Origin of the sequence: Saccharopolyspora antibiotica (assembly GCF_047200635.1) — a bacterium.
Classification (GTDB): domain Bacteria; phylum Actinomycetota; class Actinomycetes; order Mycobacteriales; family Pseudonocardiaceae; genus Saccharopolyspora_C.
Genome location: NZ_JBJZOI010000010.1, coordinates 76442 through 98562, shown reverse-complemented (window position 1 = coordinate 98562; position 22121 = coordinate 76442). Strand labels below are relative to the sequence as shown.

Genomic DNA, 22121 nt, shown 5'->3' with positions numbered 1-22121 from the left:
CCGGTCACTTCTTCGGAGCGGGCTTGTTGACCTGGACCGTCTCCTGGCCGACCGCGGCGGCGTCCATCGCCTCGGCCTCGGCCTCCTGCACCAGCGAGGAGCCGTCGGAGGTCGTGAACTGCTTCTTGAACTCCTCGACCGACTCCACGATGATCTGCTGGCCGTCGTCGGAGAGCTTCTTGTTCTCGACGATGTCCTTGAGCACCGACTCGTGGGTCCGGCGCAGGTACGCCAGGAACTCGGCCTCGAAGCGCCGCACGTCGCTGACCGGAACGGTGTCGACGTGGCCCTTCGTGCCGAGGAACAGCGAGACGACCTCTTCCTCGACCGGCAGCGGGTCGCCCGCGCCCTGCTTGAGCAGCTCCATCAGGCGAGCACCGCGGTCCAGCTGCGACTTCGACGCCGCGTCCAGGTCGGACGCGAACGCGGAGAACGCCTCCAGCTCGCGGAACTGGGCCAGGTCGATCTTCAGCGAGCCGGTGACCGACTTCATCGCCTTGATCTGCGCGGAACCGCCGACGCGGGACACCGAGATGCCGACGTCGATGGCGGGGCGCTGACCCGAGTTGAACAGGTCCGACTGCAGGAAGCACTGGCCGTCGGTGATGGAGATGACGTTCGTCGGGATGTAGGCCGACACGTCGTTCGCCTTGGTCTCGATGATCGGCAGACCCGTCATCGACCCGGCGCCCATCTCGTCCGAGAGCTTCGCGCAGCGCTCCAGCAGGCGGGAGTGCAGGTAGAAGACGTCACCCGGGTAGGCCTCGCGGCCCGGCGGACGACGCAGCAGCAGCGAGATCGCGCGGTAGGCCTCGGCCTGCTTGGTGAGGTCGTCGAAGACGATCAGGACGTGCTTGCCCTGGTACATCCAGTGCTGGCCCAGCGCGGAACCCGCGTAGGGGGCCAGCCACTTCAGGCCGGGGGAGTCCGAGGCGGGGGCCGCGACGATGGTCGTGTACTCCATCGCGCCCGCTTCTTCCAGGGACCGCTTCACGCCGGCGATCGTGGAGCCCTTCTGGCCGATCGCGACGTAGATGCAGTGCACCTGCTTGGTGGGATCCCCGCTGTCCCAGTTGCCCTTCTGGTTGATGATCGTGTCGACCGCGACCGTGGTCTTGCCGGTCTTGCGGTCGCCGATCAGCAGCTGGCGCTGGCCGCGGCCGATCGGGGTCATCGAGTCGATGGCCTTGATGCCGGTCTGCATCGGCTCGCCGACGCCCTGGCGCTGCACGACCGTGGCGGCCTGGAGCTCCAGCGCGCGCTGCGCCTCGGCCTTGACCTCGCCGAGGCCGTCGATCGGCTCGCCCAGCGGGTCGATCACGCGGCCGAGGAAGGCGTCGCCGACCGGGACGGACATGACCTTCCCGGTCCGCTTGACCTCCTGGCCCTCTTCGATGCCGGCCGACTCGCCCAGGATGACCGCGCCGATCTCCTGAGCCTCCAGGTTCATGGCCACGCCGTAGACGCCGCCGGGGAACTCCAGCAGCTCCTCGGTCATCACCGAAGGCAGGCCCTCGACATGGGCGATGCCGTCACCGGTATCGGTGACGACGCCGACCTCCTCGCGGCTGACCTCCGGGGAGTAGCTGGAGACGTACTTCTCGATCGCACTGCGGATCTCGTCCGACGAGATCGTCAGCTCCGCCATGTCTCGTTCCTGCTCTCGGTTCGTTCTGGAAGGAAGTTCGTGTCCGGGCAGCGCCCTCGCCGCATCAGTCGGCGAGATCGCGCCGGAGGGACTGCAGGCGTCCCGCGGTCGTACCGTCGATGATCTCGTCACCGACCTTGATCAGCAGGCCGCCGCCGACCGCAGGATCCACTTCCAGGTGGACCGCGATGGGCCGCGAGTAGATCCGCTGCAACGTGGCCGCGAGCCGCTGCTGCTGCTGCTCGGTCAGGTCGATGGCGGACCGCACGTGCGCCACCGAACGCTCGCGGCGCTTGGCCGAGAGCTCCGCGAGCTCCTCCAGCCCTTCGCTGACGCGCCCGCCGTGCGAGTGCGTCACCAGCTGGCGGACCAGCGCCTGCGTCACCGGTTCGACCTTGCCGCCGAGCAGCTGGTCGACCAGCGCGGCCTTGCCCTCGGCGTCCGCGGTCGGGTCGGCGAGCAGCCGCTCCAACCGCAGCTCGGCACCGATGATGCGGCCGAGGCGGAACAGCTCGTCCTCGACCGAGTCCAGCCTGCCCGCCCGCTCCGCCTGCACCAGCAGGGCGACGCGGCCCAGCCGCTCCAGTCCTCCGACCAGGTCCTTCGCGCTGGACCAGCGGGCCCGGACGGCCTCGACGACGACGGGTAGCGCCCGCGCGCCGAGCTTGCCGGCCAGCAGCCGCTGCGCCAGCTCCTCCCGCGAACGGGGTTCGGTGGAGGCGTCCGCCAGCGCCCGCCGCAGGGCCGGCTCGCGACCCAGCAGGGCGGCCACGCCGAACAGCTCGTCGGCGAGGCCGGTGATCTCCGGAGCCCCGGCCCCGTCGGTGGCCTGCAACAGCTGCAGCTCGGTGGCTGCCAGCGCGTCGCGGCTCGCGGCGTTCACGAGGGTGCTCAACTCTCCAGGGCCTTTCGTTCTGGGGGAACCTTCGGTGACCACATCATGTGCGTGTCCATCGCACCGGCGCCGTCAGGACCTGCCGGACCCGGACGGTGCCGACGTGGACTCCAGCTCCGACAGGAACCGGTCCACGGTGCCGCGGCGACGGGTCTCGTCCTCCAGGGACTCCCCGACGATGCGGCCGGCCAGGTCCACTGCCTGCCGACCGAGGTCGGCCCGCAGTTCCGCGACGATCTGCGCGCGCTGCGCGGCCAGCTGGTTCTGGCCCTGCGCGACGATGCGCTCCGACTCGGTCTGCGCCTGGGTGCGCATCTCCTCGACGATCTGCTGGCCCTCGGCCCGCGCGTCGTCCCGGATCCGCGCCGCCTCGGCGCGCGCCTCGGCCAGCTGCGACTTGTACTGCTCCAGCGTCCGCTGCGCCTCGGCCTGGGCCTGCTCGGCGCGGGCGATGCCGCCCTCGATCCGCTCGCTGCGCTCCGCGTAGATCTTCTCGAAGCGCGGCACCGCGTACTTCCACAGTACGAACAGCAGGATGAGGAAGGCGATCAGGCCGACGACGATCTCGGCAGGCTCGGGGATGACGGGGTTGTGCCCGCCTTCCGCGGCCAACAGCATCTGTGTCTTCACCACGACGTCTCCCAACGCGTTCCAGCTGTGAACAAGATCAGCCGGCGGAGGCGATGAAGTAGACGACCAGGCCGATCAGGGCGAGCACCTCGACCAGGACGAACGAGATCCAGGCGATGCCCTGCAGCTGGCCCTGGGCCTCCGGCTGACGGGCGGTGCCGTTGATGACGGCGGCCCAGATCAGACCGACACCCACGCCGGGGCCGATGGCGCCGAGGCCGTAGCCGATCGCGGCCAGACCGGGGTTGATGTTCCCAGCGGTTTCAGCGGCCTGCGCAAGAACGATGTTGCTCACTTTCACTACCTTTCAACTCGGTCCGCGCAATCCGCGCGGATCGGAGGTCTTGGTCTTGCTCTCAGTGCTCCGAGGACAGCGCACTGCCGATGAAGTTGGCCGTCAGCAGCGCGAAGATGTAGGCCTGGAGCACCTGGATCAGGGCTTCGACGAACGTCAAGGCAATGGAGAAGGCGAACGCGACGATGGAGACCGGCTTCAGCCCCGCGCTCGCCTCCACGAGCAGGAACTCCCCGCCCAGGGTGAACACCAGGAGAATGAGGTGTCCGGCGAACATCGCGGCGAACACCCGGATCGCCAGCGCGACCGGCTGAGCGATGAACTTCTGGAAGAACTCGATCGGCGCGAGCAGCACGTAGATCGGCTTCGGCACGCCCGGGGGGAACATGACGTGCTTGAAGTAGCCGAGGAATCCGTGCTTGGCGAATCCGACCGAGTGGATCACCACGTACGCGACGAGGAACAGCGCGACCGGGAAGCCGATCCGCGACATCGTGGGGAACTGGATCAGCGGGATGATCCCGAAGATGTTGTTCACCAGCACGAACGTGAACATCGCGAAGATCAGCGGGACGAACTTGCGGAAGTCCTTCGCCCCGATCTGCTCCCGGGCGATGTTGTTGCGGCTGAACTCGTAGAGGAACTCCGCGACGAACTGGGACTTGCCCGGTACCAACTTCAGGTTGCGGGTCGCCATCACGAAGTACGCGCCGACGATCACCACCGAGAGCGCGATCAGCACCATCGGCTTGGTTACGCCGCCGAAGATCGGCGGGAGGTCAAAAGCATCGGCACCCGGCGGTACGAACTGTCCGCCTTGGGCCAGCACCAGCGCGCCCAACTGGGCTCCTTCCGGTTCTCCCGAGGTTCACACCGCCGGGGGAATCGTCATGATTTGCACGTAACGTACCCGATACGCGATCCGGCAAGTTCGCCGACCCCACCCAAGTGAGCGCATCCACGTTCGGTGAGCGGTGGACGGTCGCCACACGGATGGGCGACCCGGGTCGAAGCGGACAATACCAGCGGGTAACAAGTCTCGGGAATCTACCCGATCCTGCTCGCCAACACCCTCACTGACCAGGGATGATCGTCGGCAGCTTGGTCTTCCGGAACGCGACGACCTCCGCCCCGGCCCAGACCATGATCGTAGCCAGCATCGTGACCGCCAACGCGGTGGGATGCAACGCGGAGACCCCGCCGAGCAAGGTCATCACGATCAGTAACACCAACATCTTGCCCACGTAGCCGCCGAGCGCGACCGCCATCACGAACATCGGGTTCAGGCCGCCGGTCCAGCGCATCAGGAAGATCGTCAACAGCGAGGACCCGAAGGCCACCGCCCCGCCGACCGCCGCGCCGAACGCGCCCGACGCCCCGACCAGCGCCGCGGAGACCGCGATCCCGGCCAGCACCGTCACGAGCCCCGGCCACAACGCGGTGCGCAGCATCGCGTCGGCCAGCTTCCGCACGGTCGCCGCGTGCGGGTTCTCCGCGGTCTCCTCGGCGGACCGCTCGCTCGTGTCGCTCATTCAGGCCCCTCGATCGGATCGCCACCGCCCGGCCAGTCGCGGAATGAGCGAAATGATAGCTGCCGCCACCACGCCCAGTCCCACGACCCAGCCGACGGCGGCCGCGCTGAACAGCGTCAACGACACCGCGCCGAACGCCAGCACCCCCGCCCAGAGGTAGATGAGCAGCACCGCGCGGCGCTGCGAATGCCCGATCTCCAGCAGCCGGTGGTGCAGGTGCATCTTGTCCGCGTGGAAGGGGCTCTTGCCCGCCGCGGTGCGGCGCACCACCGCCATGATCAGGTCCAGCAGGGGGACGAACAGGACGGCCGCCAGCACCAGCAGCGGGGAGAACAGCGCGAGCAGGTCCTTGCCGCCGAAGCCCGCGTAGTCCGCCTTCCCGGAGGCCGAGGTGCTCGCCGTCGCCAGCATCAGCCCGATCAGCATCGAACCCGAATCACCCATGAAGATCCGGGCCGGCTGGAAGTTGTACGGCAGGAAGCCCATGCACGCGCCCGCGATGGAGGCCGCGATCAGCGCCGGCGGGTAGGCGGTCACGTCACCGCCGTGCTGCTGGAGCAGGCTCAGGCAGAACGCGCACGTCGCGCTCGCCGCGATCAGCCCGATCCCCGAGGCCAGCCCGTCCAGGCCGTCCACGAAGTTCATCGCGTTGATCATGGTCACGACCAGCAGCACCGTCAGCAGCTGCCCCTGGTTGCTGTTGAGCACCATCAGCTGCCCGAGGTGCCCCTCGTCGCCGCCCCACGGCACCCAGAAGCCGAACCACTGCACGCCGAACAGCACCAGGATCCCGGCCGCGGTCACCTGGCCGGCGAGCTTCGTCAGCGAATCCAGCTCGAAGCGGTCGTCCAGCGCACCGACGAGCACGATCAGCCCGCCGGCCACGAGGGCGGCCACCGCGTCGTTGGAGAAGTCGAAGCCCCGCGACAGCGCGGGCAGGTTGCTCGCCAGGAACATCGCGGCGAGCACCCCGCCGAACATCGCCACCCCGCCCATCCGCGGGATCGGGGTGACGTGCACATCGCGCTTGCGCGGGTAGGCGACCGCCCCGACCCGGATCGCGAGCAACCGGACGAGACCGGTCAGCAGGAAGGTCACCGCCGCCGCGGTGAGCAGGACGAGCAGGTATTCCCGAGCCGGGAGGCCCGCGGGAGCCCACAGGGGTGCGTTGTCCATGGCGGCGGCGCTACCCCCGCCGGCCGACGGCCGGCGCGAGGTCGAGGTTCAGCCCCCAGAACGGCGTCTTCAAGCTCGGCGCTCCTCATCGCTGTCCACGTTGCGCATCCGGCGCTAACGCTATCGGCCATCGGCCGCAGCACGACCACCGGTCCGCATCAGCGAAGATCGTCCGGTCGCGTGATCGGGCCCCGGCCCGGCCCCGGCTCAGGGGGTGGCTTCGACCTCGACGCCCAGCACCTCGGACAACTCGGCCAGGCTCACCGCGCCCTCCCGCAGCACCCGGGGATGCGGCTGGGTGAGATCCACGATCGTCGAGGCCACCGGGTCCCCGGCGGGCCCGCCGTCGAGGTAGACCGACACGGAGTCGCCGAGCTGGTCCCGCGCCTGCTGCGCCGTGGCGGCGGGCGGGTGCCCGGTGCGGTTCGCGCTGGAGACCGCCATCGGACCGACCTCGCGCAGCAGGTCCAGCGCCACCGGGTGCAGCGGCATCCGCAGGTTCACGGTGCCCCGGGTGTTGCCCAGGTCCCAGGCCAGCGAGGGCGCCTGCGGCAGCACCAGCGACAGGCCGCCGGGCCAGAACGCCTCCACCAGCGACCGGGCCTGCTGGGAGACCGACTGCACCAGGCCGTCGATCGTCGACCAGGAACCGACCAGCACCGGGACCGGCATGTCCCGGCCGCGGCCCTTGGCCGACAGCAGGGCGCCCACGGCATCGGCGTCGAACGCGTCGGCGCCGATCCCGTACACGGTGTCGGTAGGCAACACGACCAGGCCGCCTGCGCGGACGGTGTTGGCGGCGGCGGCGAGACCGGAGTCCCGGCCGTCCGGGCGGGTGCAGTCATACGCGGTGCTCACGCTCCGCATCCTGGCACGCCGGGCCGCGCCCCCGGCGGGTGGTGCCCGCCCGGCGGAGCGCGGGCCTATCCTCGCCCAGTAACACCGGCGTCCCACCGCGAGATCGAACAGGTGCGCCCGTTCCCCGGCGGAGTCGTCGCCCTCGTCACGATCCGGCGCGGCAACGCGACGGACCCGCCGCACGTCTCCCCGACGGCCACCGGTCCGCCACCGCGCTTCGCCCGCCAGCTCTCGAACAAGGAGTACAGATGACCGCCCCGCCCCAGGGTGTCGAGGTCGACCACGTCGAATTCCCTGCCGGCAAGATCCGCTACTACCGCGCGGGCTCCTCGGGGCCCGCGATCGTGCTGCTGCACGGCGGCGGTCTCGACAACGCGATGCTCAGCTGGCGGCACACCATCCCGGTGCTCGCGGCCGACCACCGCGTCTACGTGCCCGACCTCCCCGGGCAGGGCGGCAGCATGCCCTGGCACGGGCGGGCCAACCAGCGCACCTTCGAGGAGGTGCTGCGCTGGCTGCTGGACTCCTGGCAGGTGCGCGACACGATGATCGTCGGGTTGTCGATGGGCGGCAGCATCGCCACCGGTTTCACGCTGCGGCACCCGCGGCGGGTCCGGGGGCTGGTGCTGGTCGGCTCCGGCGGGCTCGTCCCGCGGCTCGACCATCACCTGACGGGCTACCTGGCCACCCGGATCGAGTTCCTCGGGACCCTCGGCGCGAAGCTGCTCGCCCGCCGGCCGGGCCTCGTGCGCAGGATGCTCACCAGGCGGTTGTTCACCGGCGACCAGCCCGTCCCGGACCTGGAGGAGATCGTCGCGGAGGTCGGTGCCGAGGCCGGGCGGCGGGAGTCGGTGTTCGCCGACTGGCAGCGCGACTCCGTCGGCCGCCGCGCCATGCGCGTCAACCACGGACCGCGCCTGGACCAGCTCCGCTGCCCCGTGATGTTCGTCCACGGCGACCGGGACACCGTCGTGCCCGTCGAATCGTCGCGGCAGGCCGCCACCGCCATCTCCGGCGCCCAGCTGCACGTCATCCCCGGTGCGGGCCACTGGCCGAACCGGGAGAAGGCCAACGAGTTCAACGCACTGCTCCGCGAGTTCGTCAACGCCCGCTCCGCTGACCGGATCGGCTGACCCCTCCCCCGATCGAGCGGCCCGCCTGGCAGCGCCCCGCCACCCGCCCCCGAGCACTTCGGTGCGAGGAAGGGAACTTTCCTGTCACCGGTGACAGGAAAGTTCCCTTCCTCCAGGAACCGCCGTCAGCAGGTGGCTCGGTAGAAGTACTGCTGCTGCGACTGCATGGAGTCGCGGGTGAGGGCGATCATGTCCGTCTTGGTCTCCCGCTCGACGGGTTCGCCCTTGATCGCGGCGATGGCGCGCCGGACGCCCTCGCGGCCGATCTCGGCGGGATCCTGCGCGATGAGCGCCTGCACCCGGCCGTTGCGGAGGTCGTCGACCTGCTTGGGGCTCGCGTCGAACCCGACCAGCTGCACCTGCCCGGAGCGTCCGGCGTTGGCCAGCGCGGTCCCGGCGCCCTCCCCGGTGTTGAGGTTGGTGCCGAACACGCCGACCAGGTCGGGATTGGCCGCCAGGGTCGCCGAGACGATCTGCGCCGCCGTGGCGGGCTCGTTCTCCGTGTACTGGGTCGGCAGCAGCTTCAGGTTGGGGTGCTTGGCGATCTCCTCCTCGAAGCCCTTCGCGCGCTCATCGGTCGTGGAGGTGCCCGCCTTCGTGTTCAGCGCGAGCACCGAGCCCGGCCGGCCGCCCACGAGCTGCGCGAGGGTCCGCCCGGCGAGCACACCGCCCGCGTGGTTGTCGGAGGACAGCGAGCTCACCGCGACCGACTCGTCCTCCAGCGCGGTGTCCACCTCGACGACCTGGACCCCGTTGTCCTTGGCCTGCCGGAGCGGCGTGATCAGCGCCTGGTCGTCGGTCGGCGCGATGATCACGGCTCCGGGACGGGAGCTGACGATCCCGTTGAGCAGCTGGGTCTGCTCGGCCTGCTCGAACTTCTCCGGGGCCTGCGCGTTGAGCTGGTAGCCGGCCGCCGCGGCCTCCTCCTTCGCCGCGCATTCGATGGACACGTAGAACGGCTCACCGCGCATCCCGGTCAGCAGCGCGAGGTTCTTGTTGCCCGGATCGGTGGTCGCGCCACCGCTGTCCCCGATCTGCCCGGATCCGCAGCCGGCGAGCAGCGTCCCCGCCGCCAGCACGACCATCATCTTCTGCCTGATTCTCACTTCGTCCTCCACACACCGTTGTGCCGGAAAGCTGATCGTTGGGACTGGAACCGGTGGGCCGGGTGGGCTCAGCGGCTGTTGCGGGCGCGCCTGCGCCGCTGGTCCAGCCAGACCGCGGCGACGAGGACGGCGCCGACGGCGATCGGCTGCCAGAACGGCCGGACCCCGGCCATGACGAACCCGGCGTCGAGGACGGCGGGGATGAACACGCCGATGACGCTGCCGAGGACCGTGCCGACGCCGCCGAACAGGCTGGTGCCGCCGAGCACGACGGAGGCGATCGCGTTGAGGTTGTCGTTGCTGTGGCCGCTGATCGTGGTGGTGCCGAAGTAGGCCAGCGACATGAACCCGGCCAGCCCCGCCAGCACGCCGGTCAGCGCGTAGACGGAGACCAGGTGCCGGGCGACGTCGATGCCGGAGCGGCGCGCGGCCTCCGCGTTGGAACCGATCGCGTAGGTGCGCCTGCCGAAGGCGGTGGTGTGCAGCGCCCAGCCGGCCAGCGCGGTGACGATCGCGGCGAGGATCACCAGGTTCGGCACCACGCCCAGCGAGGTTCCGGTGCCGAGGGTCTCCCGCAGCGCGGCGGGCACGGTGCGCACGTCGACGCCGTTGGTGAGCAGCTGCGCCGCCCCGAGCGCCGCGCCGAACGAACCGAGCGTGACGATCAGCGCGGGCACCTTCGCCACCGCGACCAGCAACCCGTTGAGCACGCCCCACACCGCGCCGCCCACGAGCGCCGCGAGCAGCCCGACGGCGATCACACCCCAGCCCGCACCGGTGGCATCGCCGCCGCTGAGCGCCTCCATCGTCTGCGCCGAGACCACCCCGGCGAACACCAGCACGGAGCCGACGGACAGGTCGATCCCGGACGTGATGATCACGAAGGTCATGCCGACGGCGAGCATCAGCAGCGGCGCCGCCTGCACCAGCAGCGTCTGCAGGTTGAACAGCGTCGGGAAGGCGTCCGGGCGCACCGCGCTGAACAGCACGCACAGCACGACGAGCACCAGCCCCGTCCACAGCGTCGGGGCGGCGGCCAGGCGGGCGCGGAGGGTCTTGCCGGGCGTCGGCCCGGGGCCGTCGACGATCTCGTCCCCGGCGGAGCGTTGCGGTACCGACATCAGTTCTCGTCCTCCTGGGTCAGCGCCCCGGTCATGGCGCCCACGAGCTCTTCCAGCGTCACCTCGGCCCCGCGGAAGCGGGCGACGCGGCGGCCCAGCCGCAGCACTTCGACGCGGTCGGCGACCGAGCGCACCTCGGGCATGTTGTGGCTGATCAGCACCACCGAGATGCCGGTGTCGCGGACCCGGCGCACCACGTCGAGCACCCGTTCCCGCTGCACCACGCCGAGCGCGGCGGTGGGCTCGTCGAGGAACACCAGCTTGTCGGCCCAGGCCACGGAGCGGGCCACCGCGACGCTCTGCCGCTGCCCCCCGGAGAGCGCGCCGATCGGCACGTCCAAGTCGGGCAGCGAGACGCCGAAGGTGGCGAACTGCTCGGCGGCGCGAGCGCGCATCGCGGCCTTGTCCAGCATCCCGAGCTTGCCCAGCAGGCCAGGTCGGCGGAGCTCGCGCCCCAGGTACAGGTTCGCCGCCGGATCGAGGTCCGGGGCGACGGCGAGATCCTGGTAGGCGGTCTCGATCCCGTGCGCCCGCGCGGCGCTCGGGGAGTCCAGCCGCACCGGCTGCCCGGCCACCAGGACCTCTCCGGAATCGGGCTGCTCCACCCCGGACAGGCACTTGACGAGGGTGGACTTGCCGGCCCCGTTGTCGCCGATGAGGGCGACGACTTCGCCGGGGTGCACGGTGAACGAGGCACCGCGCAACGCCTCCACGCCGCCGTACCTCTTGGTGAGTGCGCGCGCTTCCAGCAGCGGTTCGGACATCAGACCTTCCCTGGGGCTCGGAGTACCGGGGGTCGGGATCGGGCGGGGATCACGCCGGGACCTCCCCGGAGCCCCGCACCAGCAGGCGGGTGGGCAGCACCAGCCGCCGCGGCGGCGAGGCGTCCCCCGCCAGCCGCGCGTAGAGCGCCCGCGCCGCCGAGGCGCCCAGCTCCCGCACGTCGTAGGTGATCACCGTGATCGGTGGGACCAGCAGGTCAGCGAGCTCGAAGTCGTCGAAGCCCACCAGCGCCGGGCGCCGGGCGCGGCCGGACAGCGCGCGCAGCGCGTGCACGGTGATCCGGTTGTTCCCGGTGACCAGCGCAGTCGCGCTCCGCATCGGCCCGGCGAGCGCCGCGGCCACCGACTCGCCGGTGTGCGGCCCCATCCGCACCAGCTCGGGCTCCACCGGGATCCCGGACTGAGCGCAGCCCTCCCGGAATCCGCGCAGCCGCTCGGCCGCGGTGCTGATGCCCGGCGAATCGCCGAGGAACGCGATGCGTCGGTGCCCCCGGGCGGCGAGGTGCCGGGTGGCCAGCGCGGTGCCGCCGACGTTGTCGACCAGCACCGTGTCCGCGTCGATCCCGCCCGGCGGGCGGTCCACGAACACCACGGGGGTTCCGGTCGTGATCTCCCGCGCCAGGTAGCCGTGCCGGTCACCGGCGGGCACCACGAGCAGACCGTCCACCCGGCGGGAGAGGAACTCCAGGACCAGCTCGCGCTCCAGGCCGGGGTCCTCCCCGGAGGAGCCGGTGAGCACCTGGGCGCCCTGTGCCCTGGCGACCTCTTCGACCGCGCGGGTCAGCATCGAGTAGAAGGGGTTCGCCACGTCCTCGAGGACGAGGCCGATGATGCCGGTCTCAGTTCCGCGCCGGAGGTTGCGGGCGCCCAGGTTGCGGCGGAATCCGAGCTGGTCGATCGCGGCCCGGACCCGGTGCTCCGTGCCCGAGCGCACCCCGCTCTCGCCGTTGACGACCCGGGACACCGTCTTGATGCTCACCCCGGCGAGGCGGGCCACGTCGTTCATGGTGGCTCGCCGGGCATTCCCGGAATCCGACAACGTTGTCATGTTCGGCGGATTCCACCCCCCGGCATCACCGGTGTCAATGCCCGGCATCGTTCCTGCGTGCCGACGGCCGCGGAATTGCGGCCGAACGGCGCAATCAGCCGATTCCCGCATCGGTTCACCCGGAATCCGGGCCGACGGCGAATTCCAGGGCGGAATCGCGCACCGGGTGGTCGTGTGATCCGGCGCACCGGGCACACTCGGACATCAGGGTGCCGACCGGCGGCACCGCGTCCGGAAGGCGGTCCGGGAGTGCTCCGTACCTACGCGGGCTGGTTCCGCCTCGTCGCGATCGCCGAGGCCTGCTCCTGGGGCGGGCTGCTCGTCGCGATGGGGTTCAAGTACGGGCTCGACATGCCGCTCGGCGTGACCGTGCTCGGCTGGGTGCACGGCCTCGTGTTCACCGCGTACGTCGTGGCCTGCCTGGTGGTGTTCAGCCCGCTGCGCTGGTCGTTCGGGGTGCTCGTGCTGGCGCTGGTGGCCTCGATCCCGCCGCTGGCCTCGATCGGGTTCGAGCGCTGGGCGAACGCCAGGGGCTTGCTCACCTGGCGCGACTCGGCGGAGCCGACCTTCTGGGGCCGCGTCCGGCACGTGCTGCGCACCCTGGGCTGAGGCGCCGCGCGTCGGCTCAGAAGTCGCCCGCGGCGTGCCGGACCTTGCCGAGCAGTTCGGTGAGCTGCTGGGTCTGCCGCTCGGTGACCCCGGCCAGCCCGAACTCGATCTCGGTCACGGAGGCGGTGGCGCGCTTCATCAGGTCCCGTCCCTCGTCCGTGATCTCCACGAGGGTGGTCCGCCGATCCGTGGGGTGCGGCACCCGGCGGACCAGCGAGTCGTGCTCCAGCCGGTCGACGATGTTGGTGACGCTGGTGGGGTGCAGCTGGAGCCGGTCGCCCATGACCCGCATCGGCAGGCTCCCGCGGCTGGAGAACGTGAGCAGCACGAGGGCCTCGTACCGGGCGAAGGTGAGGTTGTGCGGGCGCAGCGCGGTGTCCACAGCGGACTGCAAGATCTGCTGGACACGCATCACGCTGGTCACCGCGGCCATCGTCGTCGACGGGCCGACCCGCTCCGACCACAGCTCGGCAGCGCGTGCGATGGGATCGAAGGGCAGCGGACTCCGGGCGCTCATGATGCCGACGCTAGCAGCGGGCCTCGCGAGCACGAATGACCATCAGCCATGACCCACCTGCCGGGAGGCGGGATCCGGTCCGCGTCGCGCATGATCGTGCGGTACCCGAGCAGCGCAGGAGGAAGATCGCATGTTGGTGGCGTTCAGCGTGGCCCCGTCCGGCTCCGGCGAGGACGACGGGGTCAGCGCGGCGGTCGCGGCGGCGGTGCGGGTGGTCCGCGAATCCGGACTGCCGCACGAGACGACCTCGATGTTCACGACGATCGAAGGCGAGTGGGACGAGGTGATGGACGTGGTGAAGCGGGCCACCGAGGCGGTCTCGTCCCGATCGCCGCGAACCAGCCTGGTGCTCAAGGCCGACATCCGGCCCGGCCACACCGGACAGCTGCAGGCGAAGGTGCGGCGGGTCGAGGAGCGGCTGGCCGCCGAGGAGTAGCCGAAGCACGCGGCCGGCCGGAGCCCCCGAGGGACGCTCCGGCCGGCCGCGTTCGCATCAGGTCGTTCAGCCCTTGATGGAGGGGTGGTCGACGACCGGGGCGTTGGTGCAGTCGCTGGTCTGCGGCGACAGGACCGGCACCACGACGCCGATGACGGCGCCGACGTTGTTGCCGCAGGCCTGGACCGGCACGGCGCTGATGTTGTTGTCGTCAACCAGGTTGACGCCCTCGTTGCCCGCGGTGTCCGCGAACGCGGTCGAGCCGAGGGACACCATGCCGAGGGCGGCGATGCCGGCGGCGCCGGCGACGCGGGTTGCAATACGCACGTTCAGAACCTCTCTTAGAACTTCCGGGTGAGGAGTTCCACCCCGGATCTTTCCCCGGGACTCCCCGTCGTCCCGCATCGGAACAAGATCCCGCGCAGGCACAGCAGCTCCTTCGGCGATCACTCCGGGAAAACCTGAGGGCTATCCAGCAAACCTCAGTCTTTAGAGTGATCATCCACACTCGTTCAGGTGGCCTTCGGCGGTCCGGCGAGCGGACCGTCACCAGCACTGGGTCGCTCTCACCCCGCCGTCCGGCGAACCGTCGCCCACGCACCAGGCACCTCGTGCGCCGTGTCAGGATGGAGAGGTGACGAGGCCCGATCCACGCCAGAACGCAGCCATGTCCGCCGCGATGGCGGGCGCTGTCGACCTGTCCGCGCTGAAGAACAAGGCGGACACCGCGAACCGCGCCCCGGCTCCCGGCGGCTCCCCCGACGGCGAGCCGGCCGACGGGACGCCGGTGGTCATCGACGTCACCGAGGCGACCTTCCAAGCCGAGGTCGTGGACCGCTCCATGCAGGTCCCGGTGGTCGTCGACCTGTGGGCCGAGTGGTGCGGCCCCTGCAAGCAGCTCTCCCCCGTCTTGGAGCGCCTCGCGCAGGAAGGGGGCGGCAGCTGGGTGCTCGCCAAGGTCGACGTGGACGCCAACCCGCGGATCGCGCAGCTGTTCCAGGTCCAGTCGATCCCCACCGTGATCGCGATCGCGGGCGGCCAGCCGGTCGAGGCCTTCGCCGGAGCCCAGCCCGAGCCGCAGATCCGGCAGTGGATCACCGCGCTGCTCGACGCGCTGCGCGAGCAGCTCCCCGGCATCCGCGCCGCCGAGCAGGGCGCCGGGGACGCGGTCGAGGAGGAGCCCGAGGACCCGCGCTTCACCGCCGCGGAGGACGCGCTGGAGAGCGGAGACTTCGCCGCCGCCGAGGCCGCCTACCAGCAGATCCTGGAGGCCGAGCCGGGCAACGAGCAGGCCAAGGCCGCTCTCGCCCAGGTGCGGTTCGCCGCTCGTGCCGAGAACGCGGACCCGGCCGCGGTGGAGCGCGCCGACGCCGCTCCCGACGACGTCGACGCGCAGCTGGCCGCCTCCGACGCGGAGCTCGCCGCGCAGCGGGTCGAGGCCGCCTTCGACCGGCTCGTCCGCGCCGTCAAGCGCACCTCGGGTGAGGACCGCAACCGAGTCCGGCAGCACCTGATCGACATGTTCGAGCTCTTCCCCGCCGACGACCCCCAGGTCATCGCCGGGCGCCGGGCGCTGGCCAGCGCCCTGTTCTGATCCCGGGCCCCCGCGCAGCACGCCGACGGCCGTCACCGCTCCCCGCGGTGGCGGCCGTCCGGCGTTCCCGCCCCGAGCCGCCGGTGACAGAAAGGTTCCCTTCCTCGCATCCGTGACAGAAAGGTTCCCTTCCTCACGCCCGTGACAGGAAGGTTCCCTTCCTCGCATCGACGGGCGCCGCCGGGGTGCGCGGCGTCCTACGCTGGGGGCATGGCTTCCTACGGCGAACTGTTCCCGGGCCGCAAGCTCCGGCACGAGGGTGATCAGGGCGCGCCGGGCCGCGAGCACGATCCGGGTGGACCGCTCGATCTCGACCGCGGCGTGGTGTTCCTGGCCCCGCCGCACCGCGAGCCCGCGGACCCCGGCACCGCCCCCGGTCCCACCGCCGACGACGAGGACTGACCGGGCGCCACCGGGCCGTGGTGGTTGTCGGTGGCATCTCGTTCAATGTCCCCATGCGCAGATGGGTGCTGCACGTGGACATGGACGCGTTCTTCGCGTCCGTCGAGCAGCTCACCCGTCCCACCGTCGCCGATCGCGCGGTGCTGGTCGGCGGCCTGGGCCCGCGCGGCACCGTGGCCGGGGCCAGCTACCAGGCCCGCGCCTACGGCGCCCGCTCCGCGATGCCGATGGCCGAAGCCCGCCGCCGTTGCCCGGTGGCGGTGGTGCTCCCCCCGCGCGGCCGGGTCTACAAGGCGGTCAGCGAGCGGGTTTTCGAGATCGTCCGCGACGTGTCCGACGTGGTCGGCCAGGTCTCGATCGACGAGGCGTTCCTCGAACCGGTGGAACTGGCGGGAGCGACCGCCGGGGCGGTGGAGCGCTTCGCGGCCCGGCTGCGCGAACGGATCAGCGCGGAGGTCGGCGTGCCCGCCTCGGTCGGCGCGGGCTCCGGCAAGCAGCTCGCGAAGATCGCCTCCGGGCTGGCGAAGCCGGACGGGGCGCTGGTGGTACCGCCCGATCAGGAGCGGGAACTGCTCACTGGCCTTCCCGTGCGGAAGCTGTGGGGCGTGGGGCCGGTCACCGAGTCGAAGCTGCACCGGATCGGTGTGCACAGCGTCGGCGAGCTCGCCGAGCTGCACCTCGCGGACGTGACCACGCTGCTCGGCCAGGCGCACGGCGCGGAGCTGCACCGCCTGGCGCACGGCGTCGACGACCATCCGGTCGCGGAGCGCGCGGAGTCGAAGCAGGTCAGCGCGGAGACGACGTTCGACGTGGACATCACCGGCCCGGGTGCGCTGGCCGTCGAGGTGGACGGCATGGCCGAGCACGCGCACCGCAGGCTGATCGCCTCCGGCAGGGCCGCGCGGACGGTGACGGTGAAGGTCCGGGACGCCGACTTCACCACGATCAGCCGTGCGGAGACCTTCGCCGCCGCCACCTCGGACCTGGTCCCGCTGACCGCGGCGGCTCGGCGGCTGATCGCGGTGGCGGTACCGCCGGGGACGCCGATCCGGCTGGTCGGGGTCTCCTACTCGGGGCTGGCGACCTCGGAGCAGGAAGCGCTGTTCGAGGATCCCGTCCAGCGCGGCGAGGCCGCGGAACCGCCCGCGGCCGAGGAAGACCCGCCGCCCGCGCCCGCCCCGGCGCGGCACGCGTGGCGCGCCGGGGACGACGTGGTCCACGAAGCGGAAGGGCACGGCTGGGTGCAGGGCGCCGGGCTGGGGCGGGTCACGGTCCGGTTCGAGACCGCGATCACCGGCCGGGGCCGCGCCCGCACCTTCCGGCAGGACGATCCGGCGCTCGCCCCGGCCGATCCGCTGGACAGCCTGGGCTGGTGAGACCGGTCAGAGCCGGGTCGAGTCGGGGAACGACACGACGGGCAGATGCCTGCGGTAGTGGCCCACCCACTTGCGCGGGGCCGCGGTCTGCACCGCGCTCTCCACGGCCTTCGGGATCCGGGTGAACGGCGGGAGGTGGAAGCGGTAGCGCACCGAGGGCGTGCCCGGAATGGACGGCTCCTCCTCCACCCGCCAGCGCTCCAGCTCCGGGTGCCTGCTGCCGAAACCGGGATCGGCCGGGTAGAACTCCAGCGCCACCCTGCGCTCCGGGTGCACGGGGCGCTTCTGCTCGATCCACGGCAGGCTCCCGATGCCGATCGCCGAGATCTCGCTCCACGCCACCCCGTAGATCTCGCCGAGGGTGCGGGCGTAGAAGCCGCTGCGGTCCACCAGGAAACCGCGGCTGTTGAGCATGCCGCGCGAGGACATCGCGAAGCCCAGGAAGATGACACCGAACACGAGCTGCCAGATCCACACGCTGACGCTGCCGCCCTGGTTGACCAGCGTGGCCGCGCAGAGCACGGTGCCGAAACCGCTGATCCCGCCACCGAGCAGCAGCATCCGGAAGCTGCTCGCGGACACGTCGACGTCGCGAGCTTCCACGCCGAGCCCGACCGGACCAGCCGGTTCGGCAGGGCGGTCCTGATTGCCGTAGACCCGGGTGTGCTGGGCACCGCGATCGGAGCCGAGCCGTGCGGTGACCCCGTCCTGACCGCTCACGCGGTGCGGGGAGGTCGCCCACTCGCGCTGCGATCGGTCAGCACGTTGCCATCCACCTGGAAGCCACTTCATGCCCGCCAGGGTAGCGGCGGGCACGCTCAGTGATCACGGTCGGTGGCGAAAATCCGGGACGGCATCGGGGTGAAATCCGGGTACCCCGGGGCCGCCCGGAGCAGCGGGAGCAGGGCGACGATCCCGAGCCGCTCAGCCGCGGGGCACGCGCAGGATCAGCGCATCGCCCTGGCCACCGCCGCCGCACAGCCCAGCCGCACCCGTGCCGCCGCCGCGGCGACGCAGCTCCAGGGCCAGGTGCAGCACCAGCCGCGCCCCGGACATGCCGAGCGGGTGGCCCAGCGCGATCGCACCGCCGTTCACGTTGACGACCTCCTCGGAGAGGCCCAGCGCGCGGGTGGAGACGATGCCCACCGCGGCGAACGCCTCGTTGATCTCCACCAGGTCGAGTTCGGCCGCGTCCACCCGCTCCTTCGCGCAGGCGGCCTTGATCGCGTTCGAGGGCTGCTCGTGCAGGCTGGCGTCCGGTCCGGCGACGACGCCGTGGGCGCCGATCTCGGCCAGCCAGCTGAGCCCGAGCTCCTCGGCCTTCTCCTTGCGCATCACCACGACCGCGGCGGCGCCATCGGAGATCTGCGAGGCCGAGCCGGGCGTGATCGTGCCGTCGGCGGCGAACGCCGGGCGCAGCTTCCCGAGGGCCTCCGCCGTCGTGTCCGGGCGCACGCCCTCGTCGGCGTCGACCACCAGCGGGTCGCCCTTGCGCTGCGGCACCCGCACCGGGGCGATCTCCTCGGCGAACACGCCGCGCTGCGCGGCCGCCCCGGCCCGCTGGTGCGAGCGGGCGGCGAACTCGTCCTGCTCCTGGCGGGTGAGGCCGTGCCGCGCGTTGTGCTTCTCCGTCGAGGCACCCATCGCGATCTCGTCGAAGGCGCAGGTCAGGCCGTCGAAGGACATGTGGTCCACCAGCGCGGCGTCGCCGAACTTGGTGCCCTCGCGGGACCCGGACAGCAGGTGCGGGGCCTGCGTCATCGACTCCTGGCCACCCGCGACGACCACGTCGAACTCGCCCGCGCGGATCAGCTGGTCCGCCAGCGCGATCGCGTCCAGACCGGACAGGCAGACCTTGTTGATGGTCAGGGCGGGGACGTCCATCGAGATCCCGGCCGCGACCGCCGCCTGACGGGCGGGGATCTGCCCGGCGCCGGCGGTCAGCACCTGGCCCATGATCGTGTACTGCACCTGCTCCGGGGCGACGCCGCCGCGTTCGAGCGCCGCCTTGATCGCGACGCCGCCGAGCTGCGCGCCCGAGAAGCCCTTCAACGAGCCCAGCAGGCGCCCCATCGGAGTGCGGGCCCCCGAAACGATCACAGACGTGCTCACAGTCGCCTCCCGGCTGATCCTCATCGACTACGCCGCGCACCGCTGGGGCCGGCGCGCACGGCCCCATCATGCGCCGCGCCGCACCACCCGGACCAGCCCCGCGACGGCACCCGGTGCCACCATCGCACACCCCCGCCCACCGATCACGCGGATGCGAGGAAGGGAACCTTTCTGCCACCGGTGGCAGAAAGGTTCCCTTCCTCGCACGACCGCACCGGTGGTCGGCGAGGCCGGCGGGTGCCGCGCGGCACACCCGAGCGGGGGCTGCGCGTCCTCGCCGGGAGCTAGGCTGCGCGCCATGCACAGCGAACTGAGCGGACTGGTCACCGCGATCGATCACGTCGGCATCGCGGTCACCGATCTCGACGAGGCGATCGAGTTCCAGCGCACGACCTTCGGGCTGGAGGTCACGCACACCGAGGAGAACGAGGAGCAGGGCGTGCGCGAAGCGATGCTGCGCGCGCCGGGCGACAGCACCGGCTCCACCCAGATCCAGCTGCTCGCCCCGCTCCGGCCGGACTCGGCGATCGCGAAGTTCCTCGAACGCAACAACCCCGGGCTGCAGCAGCTCGCCCTCCGCGTGACCGACGTCGAGGCGGCCAGCGCGGCACTCCGTGCCAAGGGACTCCGGTTGCTCTACGACAGCCCGCGGCGCGGCACCTCGGACAGCAGGATCAACTTCGTGCACCCGAAGGACGCGGGCGGCGTCCTGGTGGAACTGGTCGAGCCGGCGGGGTGACCGGAAGCTAGCGCCGCTCGGCGGTGCCCCGGCCGTGGGCCTCCGGCAGCGCGGCCGCGCCGACCACGATCGCCAGCACGCCCACCACCCAGCAGGTCCAGGCCGCTCCGGCGTACCCGGCGAAGCCCAGCACCCAGGGCGAGAGGAACAGCAGGACACCGAGCAGCATGTGCGCGTACTCGCTGGTCATCGAGCCGGGCATGGCCAGCGACCACAACGCGGCCAGCACCAGCAGGCCGCCGAGCACGATCATCGCCGAGAGCGCGCGGCCGTTCGTCCACGTCCACATCGTCGCGAGGATCGAGTAGGCACCGAGCACCAGCGCGACCCAGTCCTGCCACCGGCTCCACGGTGTGATCCGCTGCTGCTCGTTGGCCCTGGTGGCCACATCGATCACCTCCGGCACGATCGGTCGACAGCCTCACCGTTCGCGACCGCGGTGGGCGGCGGCAAGGGGCTTTGGACCCGATCGCGCGGACCCCGCGCCCCCGGTCCGGCAATTCTGCGGTCATCCCGCCCACACCTCCCACAACGCCGTTGCCTTCCAGGTAGCGTTGAACCATGGGCCTCGCAGACGACCGTGATCTTCTCCCGCTGGGATCGGGCTTCGACCTCGTTCGCAAGAACGGGTACGACCGGGCCCAGGTCGACGAGCACCTCGAGCGCGTCGACGCGGATCTGCGCATCATCACCTCCGATCGCGACGCGGCGGTCTCCCAGGCCCGGGACCTGTCCAAGCAGTTGGAGTCGTCCCGCTCGGAGATCGAGAACCTGCGCGGCCAGGTGGAGCGGTTGTCCAAGCCGCCGACCACGTTGGAGGGGCTCAGCGAGCGGTTGCAGCGGATGCTGCGGCTGGCGCAGGACGAGGCCAACGACATCCGGGCCCGCGCGGAGAAGGACGCCGCCGAGACCCGCTCCCGCTCCGAGGCCGAGGCGGGCGCGCTGCGGACCCGGTACGAGAAGCTCATCGCCGAGGCCGACACCCGCCGCACCGAGATGGAGCAGGAACACCGCTCGGTGATGGACAAGGCCAACGCCGAGGCCCAGCGGATCACCACCGAGGCCGAGCAGGCCCGCACGCGCGCCGACGAGGAGTCGGAGGCGCGGCGCCTGCAGGTCGAGGAGGACTTCGAGATCGCGATGGCCGCGCGCCGGACCGAGTCGATGAAGACCCTCACCGAGCAGGAGGCCACGAGCAAGGCCGACGCGCAGCGCCGCGTCCGAGAGGCCACCGAGGAAGCGAACCGCAGGCTGCGCGAGGGCACCAACGAGGCGCACCGCCGGGTCCGCGAGGCCACCGACGAGGCCACCCGCCTGAACACCGAGTCCACGCAGGCCGCGGAGAAGCTGCAGCGCGAGAGCACCGAGGCCGCGCAGCGCTTGGAGAAGGAGAGCACCCAGGCCGCCGCGAAGCGCGAGCAGGAGAGCGTCGAGGCGGCCCAGCGGCGCGAGCAGGAGAGCGTGCAGGAGGCCGAGCGGCGCATCGCGGAGGCCACGGAGAAGTCCGAGCGCATGATCCGCGAGACCACCGACGAGGCGACCCGCCTGGTCCAGGAGGGCACGCGCGAGCGGGAGCGGCTGATCCGGGAGGCGCGCAAGGACGCCGAGCGCCGCCTCGGCGAGACCAGCGAGGAGTGCCAGCGCAGGCTGACCAAGGCCGACCAGCAGGTGCATTCGCTGACCGAGCTGCGCGACACCGTCGCGGGCAAGCTGCGGGACGCCGCGGAGCTGCTCGGGCAGACGACGCCGCTGCTGTCCCGGCTCTCGCAGGAGGACGAGGAGGAGGCCGCGCTGCGGGAGGCGGCCGCGGAGGCCCGCGAGCAGGCTCGCAAGCTCGCCGAGGCCGCCGTCGCCGAGGACCGCTCCCAGGAGGCCCCGCCGCAGCAGGACCAGCGCAGCTCCCCCGGGGACGGCCCGACCGAGAAGATCCAGAAGCGGAACCTGCCGGGTGGCAAGCCGGGGCAGCAGCAGAACCCGCACGATCAGCCGACCCGCCGCATCCAGCTGCCCGTCCCCGGCGCATCCGGAAGTCAGCCCGGGCAGCCCGGCACCGCAGGCAAGGGCGAACCAGCGGAGCAGGGTTCGCGGCCCCGCCGCTGACCCGCGCGCGTC

Annotated in this window: 26 protein-coding genes; 9 read left to right on the top strand and 17 right to left on the bottom strand. The window is 71.6% G+C overall.

Annotation, left to right across the window (positions count from 1 at the left end):
* Positions 1-4: 4 nt before the first annotated feature.
* The 8 genes from atpA to ACL03H_RS10390 all read right to left on the bottom strand — a co-directional run bounded on the left by atpA (position 5) and on the right by ACL03H_RS10390 (position 7034).
* Positions 5-1648 (bottom strand): F0F1 ATP synthase subunit alpha, encoded by a 1644-nt coding sequence (gene atpA / locus ACL03H_RS10425; RefSeq protein WP_412810945.1) that lies wholly within the window; start codon positions 1646-1648, stop codon positions 5-7.
* A gap of 64 nt (positions 1649-1712) precedes the next feature.
* Positions 1713-2543 (bottom strand): F0F1 ATP synthase subunit delta, encoded by an 831-nt coding sequence (locus ACL03H_RS10420; protein WP_412810944.1) that lies wholly within the window; start codon positions 2541-2543, stop codon positions 1713-1715.
* 72 nt (positions 2544-2615) lie between these two features.
* Positions 2616-3176 carry a F0F1 ATP synthase subunit B gene (locus tag ACL03H_RS10415; protein ID WP_412810943.1) on the bottom strand — a complete coding sequence of 187 codons (561 nt, stop codon included), beginning with the start codon at positions 3174-3176 and terminating at the stop codon, positions 2616-2618.
* Positions 3177-3210: 34 nt separating this feature from the next.
* Entirely contained in the window at positions 3211-3468 is a 258-nt protein-coding gene (locus tag ACL03H_RS10410; RefSeq protein WP_412810942.1) for an ATP synthase subunit c family protein, read from the bottom strand.
* Positions 3469-3529: 61 nt separating this feature from the next.
* Positions 3530-4309: a F0F1 ATP synthase subunit A gene (atpB, locus tag ACL03H_RS10405; protein WP_412810941.1), complete on the bottom strand. Its 780-nt coding sequence runs from the start codon at positions 4307-4309 to the stop codon at positions 3530-3532.
* A gap of 232 nt (positions 4310-4541) precedes the next feature.
* Positions 4542-5000, bottom strand: coding sequence for a hypothetical protein (locus ACL03H_RS10400; RefSeq protein WP_412810940.1), 459 nt, complete (start codon positions 4998-5000; stop codon positions 4542-4544).
* Complete coding sequence (locus ACL03H_RS10395) at positions 5001-6176, bottom strand: glycosyltransferase family 4 protein (RefSeq protein ID WP_412810939.1); 1176 nt, start codon at positions 6174-6176, stop codon at positions 5001-5003.
* 207 nt (positions 6177-6383) lie between these two features.
* Positions 6384-7034 carry an L-threonylcarbamoyladenylate synthase gene (locus ACL03H_RS10390; protein ID WP_412810938.1) on the bottom strand — a complete coding sequence of 217 codons (651 nt, stop codon included), beginning with the start codon at positions 7032-7034 and terminating at the stop codon, positions 6384-6386.
* Positions 7035-7145: 111 nt separating this feature from the next.
* On the opposite strand from ACL03H_RS10390, the gene ACL03H_RS10385 reads away from it, so the two are divergent.
* Complete coding sequence (locus tag ACL03H_RS10385; RefSeq protein WP_412810937.1) at positions 7146-7286, top strand: hypothetical protein; 141 nt, start codon at positions 7146-7148, stop codon at positions 7284-7286.
* Positions 7283-8167: an alpha/beta fold hydrolase gene (locus ACL03H_RS10380; protein ID WP_412810936.1), complete on the top strand. Its 885-nt coding sequence runs from the start codon at positions 7283-7285 to the stop codon at positions 8165-8167. The genes ACL03H_RS10385 and ACL03H_RS10380 overlap by 4 nt, the downstream gene beginning before the upstream one ends.
* A 125-nt stretch (positions 8168-8292) precedes the next feature.
* Here ACL03H_RS10380 and ACL03H_RS10375 read toward each other — a convergent pair whose 3' ends face one another.
* The 4 genes from ACL03H_RS10375 to ACL03H_RS10360 all read right to left on the bottom strand — a co-directional run bounded on the left by ACL03H_RS10375 (position 8293) and on the right by ACL03H_RS10360 (position 12182).
* The gene (locus tag ACL03H_RS10375) at positions 8293-9252 is read right to left on the bottom strand and encodes an ABC transporter substrate-binding protein (RefSeq protein ID WP_412811040.1); all 960 of its coding nucleotides are present in this window, start codon (positions 9250-9252) and stop codon (positions 8293-8295) included.
* Positions 9253-9341: 89 nt separating this feature from the next.
* Positions 9342-10394: an ABC transporter permease gene (locus ACL03H_RS10370; protein WP_412810935.1), complete on the bottom strand. Its 1053-nt coding sequence runs from the start codon at positions 10392-10394 to the stop codon at positions 9342-9344.
* Positions 10394-11158 (bottom strand): ATP-binding cassette domain-containing protein, encoded by a 765-nt coding sequence (locus tag ACL03H_RS10365; RefSeq protein ID WP_412810934.1) that lies wholly within the window; start codon positions 11156-11158, stop codon positions 10394-10396. Before ACL03H_RS10365 ends, ACL03H_RS10370 begins: the two co-directional genes overlap by 1 nt.
* A 49-nt stretch (positions 11159-11207) precedes the next feature.
* Positions 11208-12182 (bottom strand): LacI family DNA-binding transcriptional regulator, encoded by a 975-nt coding sequence (locus tag ACL03H_RS10360; protein WP_412810933.1) that lies wholly within the window; start codon positions 12180-12182, stop codon positions 11208-11210.
* Positions 12183-12473: 291 nt separating this feature from the next.
* Here ACL03H_RS10360 and ACL03H_RS10355 point away from each other — a divergent pair, with 291 nt between their 5' ends.
* Positions 12474-12833 carry a DUF3817 domain-containing protein gene (locus ACL03H_RS10355; protein WP_412810932.1) on the top strand — a complete coding sequence of 120 codons (360 nt, stop codon included), beginning with the start codon at positions 12474-12476 and terminating at the stop codon, positions 12831-12833.
* Between the two features lie 16 nt (positions 12834-12849).
* On the opposite strand, the gene ACL03H_RS10350 is transcribed toward ACL03H_RS10355, so the two are convergent.
* Positions 12850-13350, bottom strand: coding sequence for a MarR family winged helix-turn-helix transcriptional regulator (locus tag ACL03H_RS10350; protein WP_412810931.1), 501 nt, complete (start codon positions 13348-13350; stop codon positions 12850-12852).
* Positions 13351-13480: 130 nt separating this feature from the next.
* Between ACL03H_RS10350 and ACL03H_RS10345 the strand changes: the two genes are divergently transcribed.
* Positions 13481-13786 (top strand): MTH1187 family thiamine-binding protein, encoded by a 306-nt coding sequence (locus ACL03H_RS10345; RefSeq protein ID WP_412810930.1) that lies wholly within the window; start codon positions 13481-13483, stop codon positions 13784-13786.
* A 66-nt stretch (positions 13787-13852) separates the two neighbouring features.
* Here ACL03H_RS10345 and ACL03H_RS10340 read toward each other — a convergent pair whose 3' ends face one another.
* Positions 13853-14113 carry a hypothetical protein gene (locus tag ACL03H_RS10340; RefSeq protein WP_412810929.1) on the bottom strand — a complete coding sequence of 87 codons (261 nt, stop codon included), beginning with the start codon at positions 14111-14113 and terminating at the stop codon, positions 13853-13855.
* A gap of 340 nt (positions 14114-14453) precedes the next feature.
* Between ACL03H_RS10340 and trxA the strand changes: the two genes are divergently transcribed.
* The 3 genes from trxA to ACL03H_RS10325 all read left to right on the top strand — a co-directional run bounded on the left by trxA (position 14454) and on the right by ACL03H_RS10325 (position 17158).
* The gene (gene trxA / locus ACL03H_RS10335) at positions 14454-15380 is read left to right on the top strand and encodes a thioredoxin (RefSeq protein ID WP_412810928.1); all 927 of its coding nucleotides are present in this window, start codon (positions 14454-14456) and stop codon (positions 15378-15380) included.
* Positions 15381-15590: 210 nt separating this feature from the next.
* Complete coding sequence (locus ACL03H_RS10330) at positions 15591-15782, top strand: hypothetical protein (protein WP_412810927.1); 192 nt, start codon at positions 15591-15593, stop codon at positions 15780-15782.
* Between the two features lie 53 nt (positions 15783-15835).
* Positions 15836-17158: a DNA polymerase IV gene (locus ACL03H_RS10325; protein WP_412810926.1), complete on the top strand. Its 1323-nt coding sequence runs from the start codon at positions 15836-15838 to the stop codon at positions 17156-17158.
* A gap of 6 nt (positions 17159-17164) precedes the next feature.
* Here ACL03H_RS10325 and ACL03H_RS10320 read toward each other — a convergent pair whose 3' ends face one another.
* Both ACL03H_RS10320 and ACL03H_RS10315 read right to left on the bottom strand, forming a co-directional pair.
* On the bottom strand, positions 17165-17950 hold the full coding sequence (locus ACL03H_RS10320; protein ID WP_412810925.1) for a hypothetical protein: 786 nt from the start codon (positions 17948-17950) through the stop codon (positions 17165-17167).
* Positions 17951-18082: 132 nt separating this feature from the next.
* Positions 18083-19270, bottom strand: a complete 1188-nt coding sequence (locus ACL03H_RS10315; RefSeq protein ID WP_412810924.1) for an acetyl-CoA C-acetyltransferase — start codon at positions 19268-19270, stop codon at positions 18083-18085.
* Between the two features lie 298 nt (positions 19271-19568).
* On the opposite strand from ACL03H_RS10315, the gene mce reads away from it, so the two are divergent.
* On the top strand, positions 19569-20009 hold the full coding sequence (gene mce, locus ACL03H_RS10310) for a methylmalonyl-CoA epimerase (protein WP_412810923.1): 441 nt from the start codon (positions 19569-19571) through the stop codon (positions 20007-20009).
* A 7-nt stretch (positions 20010-20016) separates the two neighbouring features.
* Here mce and ACL03H_RS10305 read toward each other — a convergent pair whose 3' ends face one another.
* Positions 20017-20406, bottom strand: a complete 390-nt coding sequence (locus ACL03H_RS10305) for an SPW repeat protein (RefSeq protein WP_412810922.1) — start codon at positions 20404-20406, stop codon at positions 20017-20019.
* A 164-nt stretch (positions 20407-20570) separates the two neighbouring features.
* Here ACL03H_RS10305 and ACL03H_RS10300 point away from each other — a divergent pair, with 164 nt between their 5' ends.
* On the top strand, positions 20571-22109 hold the full coding sequence (locus ACL03H_RS10300) for a M protein (protein ID WP_412810921.1): 1539 nt from the start codon (positions 20571-20573) through the stop codon (positions 22107-22109).
* Positions 22110-22121 lie beyond the last annotated feature (12 nt).